Source organism: Corynebacterium sp. MSK310 (assembly GCF_030227355.1).
GTDB lineage: Bacteria > Actinomycetota > Actinomycetes > Mycobacteriales > Mycobacteriaceae > Corynebacterium > Corynebacterium rhinophilum.
Map to the genome: position 1 here is coordinate 1 of NZ_JASPFZ010000033.1, position 3,831 is coordinate 3,831.

A 3,831-nucleotide genomic window follows, 5' to 3' on the forward strand; every position below is an offset into this window, starting at 1 on the left:
TTTGTTGTTTGGTGTCGGCGGTGACTTACTCTCCCACAACCTCCCGGTTGCAGTACCATCAGCGTGTACAGGCTTAGCTTCCGGGTTCGGAATGGGACCGGGCGTTTCCCTGTAGCTATTAACCACCGACAAACCTATCAGAACACTACCCACCAAGTTGTGTGGGTGTTGTGTCAGATACTGCATAGTGGACGCGACACACGGAATGTGTACATTTTGTTTGTTTACTCGCTAAACAAGAACACTCTTCAACTTCCCTTAAACCACATGGTGTTCGGGGGTTATTTGTGGTGTGTTTGTTTTGGTCAATTAGTACCAGTAGCCTTCACACCTTACAGTGCTTCCAAGTCTGGCCTATCTACCCCATAGTCTTTAGGGGACCTCAAAAGAAACCTCATCTTAAAACAGGCTTCCCGCTTAGATGCTTTCAGCGGTTATCCCTTCCGTACGTAGCCAACCAGCACTACCCCTGGCGGGATAACTGGCACACTAGAGGTACGTCCGTCCCGGTCCTCTCGTACTAGGGACAGCCTTCTTCAAGTTTCAACGCGCGCGGCGGATAGAGACCGAACTGTCTCACGACGTTCTGAACCCAGCTCGCGTGCCGCTTTAATGGGCGAACAGCCCAACCCTTGGGACCTACTCCAGCCCCAGGATGCGACGAGCCGACATCGAGGTGCCAAACCATCCCGTCGATATGGACTCTTGGGGAAGATCAGCCTGTTATCCCCGGGGTACCTTTTATCCGTTGAGCGACACCACATCCACAAGTAGGTGCCGGATCACTAGTCCCGACTTTCGTCCCTGCTCGACATGTCTGTCTCACAGTCAAGCCCCCTTGTGCACTTACACTCACCACCTGATTGCCAACCAGGCTGAGGGAACCTTTGGGCGCCTCCGTTACATTTTGGGAGGCAACCGCCCCAGTTAAACTACCCACCAGGCACTGTCCCCAACCCAGATCATGGGCCAAGGTTAGATGCTCAATCCGATCAGAGTGGTATTTCAACAACGACTCCACCACCACTAGCGTGATGATTTCACAGTCTCCCACCTATCCTACACAAACCGAACCAAACACCAATACCAAGCTATAGTGAAGGTCCCGGGGTCTTTTCGTCCTGCCGCGCGTAACGAGCATCTTTACTCGTAATGCAATTTCACCGGGCCTGTGGTCGAGACAGCAGAGAAGTCGTTACGCCATTCGTGCAGGTCGGAACTTACCCGACAAGGAATTTCGCTACCTTAGGATGGTTATAGTTACCACCGCCGTTTACTGGGGCTTAAATTCTCAGCTTCGCAACCAAAAAAGTTACTAACCGGTCCTCTTAACCTTCCAGCACCGGGCAGGCGTCAGTCCATATACATCAACTTAACGTCTTCGCATGGACCTGTGTTTTTGATAAACAGTCGCTTCCCTCTATTCTCTGCGACCCCACAACACTCCGGCAGTAAATGCCTTCACGTCACAGGGCCCCCCTTCTCCCGAAGTTACGGGGGCATTTTGCCGAATTCCTTAACCACAGTTCACCCGAACGCCTTAGTATCTTCAACCTGACCACCTGTGTCGGTTTAGGGTACGGGCCATACACGCACTCGCTAGAGGCTTTTCTCGACAGTACAGGATCACCACCATCAACCCGAAAGGGTCTACGCATCACGCCTCAACCTTAATGTGTAGCGGATTTACCTACCACACGGCCTACACGCTTACACCACCAATCCACTAAGTGGCGCGGCTACCTCACTGCGTCACCCCATCACTTGAACCACACATCAGGCCCCACGACATCAACACCACCAACACTCAAAGAATGCTAAGTAGCGTATCCGCAGTGGTTAGTATCAGTGCTTCATCATGGGCGCACATGTACGGGTACCAGAATATCAACTGGTTATCCATCGACTACGCCTGTCGGCCTCGCCTTAGGTCCCGACTCACCCTGGGAAGACGAACTTGACCCAGGAACCCTTAGTCATCCGGCGGTAAGGATTCTCACCTTACAATTCGTTACTCATGCCTGCATTCTCACTCGCACACAGTCCACGCCTCCTCACGGTAACGCTTCCACCCATGCACGACGCTCCCCTACCCAAACAACAAAAAATGTTGCTTGCCGCGGCTTCGGCGGTGTACTTGAGCCCCACTACATTGTCGGCGCAGAACCACTCGACCAGTGAGCTATTACGCACTCTTTCAAGGATGGCTGCTTCTAAGCCAACCTCCTGGCTGTCTTCGCGATCCCACATCCTTTTCCACTTAGTACACCCTTAGGGGCCTTAACCGGCGATCTGGGCTGTTTCCCTCTCGACTATGAAGCTTATCCCCCACAGTCTCACTGCCGCACAACACAATTGATGGCATTCGGAGTTTGGCTGACATTGCTAAGATTGTAGTCCCGCTCAACCAACCAGTCGCTCTACCTCCACCAAGCTAATGCGACGCTGCACCTAAATGCATTTCGGGGAGAACCAGCTATCACGGAGTTTGATTGGCCTTTCACCCCTACCCACAGCTCATCCCCGCAGTTTTCAACCTACGTGGGTTCGCGCCTCCACAACCTCTTACAGCTGCTTCACACTGGCCATGGGTAGATCACCCCGCTTCGGGTCCAGGACATGCCACTTATCACCCCATTAGGATTCGGTTTCCCTACGGCTACCCCACACGGGTTAACCTCGCGACATGCCGCTGACTCGCAGGCTCATTCTTCAAAAGGCACGCCATCACACAAAAAAGTGCTCTGACGGATTGTAAGCACATGGTTTCAGGAACTATTTCACTCCCCTCCCGGGGTACTTTTCACCATTCCCTCACGGTACTATCCACTATCGGTCACACTGAGTATTTAGGCTTACCGGGTGGTCCCGGCAGATTCACAACAGATTCCACGAGCCCGTTGCTACTCGGGAACCCAACAACCCCCACATCATCATCTTCAGCTACAGGACTCTCACCTACTCCGGTAGATCATTCCAAACCACTTCACCTAACAACAATGCACAGGGCGTGCCACTGGTAGATGACACACAATTGAGCCCCACAACACCGCACACACAACCCCTACCAGGTATCACATGCACACGGTTTAGCCTCATCCACGTTCGTTCGCCACTACTAGCAGAATCATTATTATTTTCTCCTCCTACGGGTACTGAGATGTTTCACTTCCCCGCGTAACCCCCACAACAGCTATGAATTCACTGAAGGGTAACCCCACATAACCAGGGCCAGGTTTCCCCATTCGGACATCCTCGGATCAACGCTTTATTGACAACTCCCCGAGGCTTAACGCAGCCTTACACGTCCTTCATCGGCTCAGCATGCCAAGGCATCCACCATGCGCCCTAAATAACGAACACACCAACCACCACACACAAACCACACAACCAACAAAAGGTCACGCAGCCCACGTGCGGTAGCAACAAGTGAACTTGACAAAATAAACAAAAAGAAAAATCACATCACACACACAAACACCACAAACACAACGTGTAAGTGGCATCATGCAGATGCTCGCGTCCACTATACAGTTCTCACACAACACCCCGAACCAGCAACAAACACCACCACCACGGTGACACTCATCAACCAGTCAGGCACACAATAAGGGGATAATGCCCCAGACACCCAACAATGCACCAACAACTTATTCACAACATTATTTTTGTACTGCATGGACACTTTTACGCATGTCACAAAGCACCATTCAAACACTTGATACTGTCGATTAAGGTGTGTCTCCTACCCGGAATTTCCAAACAATCGGTGGCAGCAGAACACTCGCCCACTCAACCACCAACCCACACAAACTATGTGGGCAACCCACA

At 51.9% G+C, this 3,831-nt stretch carries 2 rRNA genes; both read right to left on the bottom strand.

The annotated features are described in order from the left end of the window. Positions 1 to 12 precede the first annotated feature (12 nt). Positions 13 to 130: ribosomal RNA gene (gene rrf, locus QP891_RS11540) — 5S ribosomal RNA — on the bottom strand. A gap of 160 nt (positions 131 to 290) precedes the next feature. Beyond that, positions 291 to 3,363 (bottom strand): 23S ribosomal RNA (locus QP891_RS11545). Between the last annotated feature and the right edge of the window lie 468 nt (positions 3,364 to 3,831).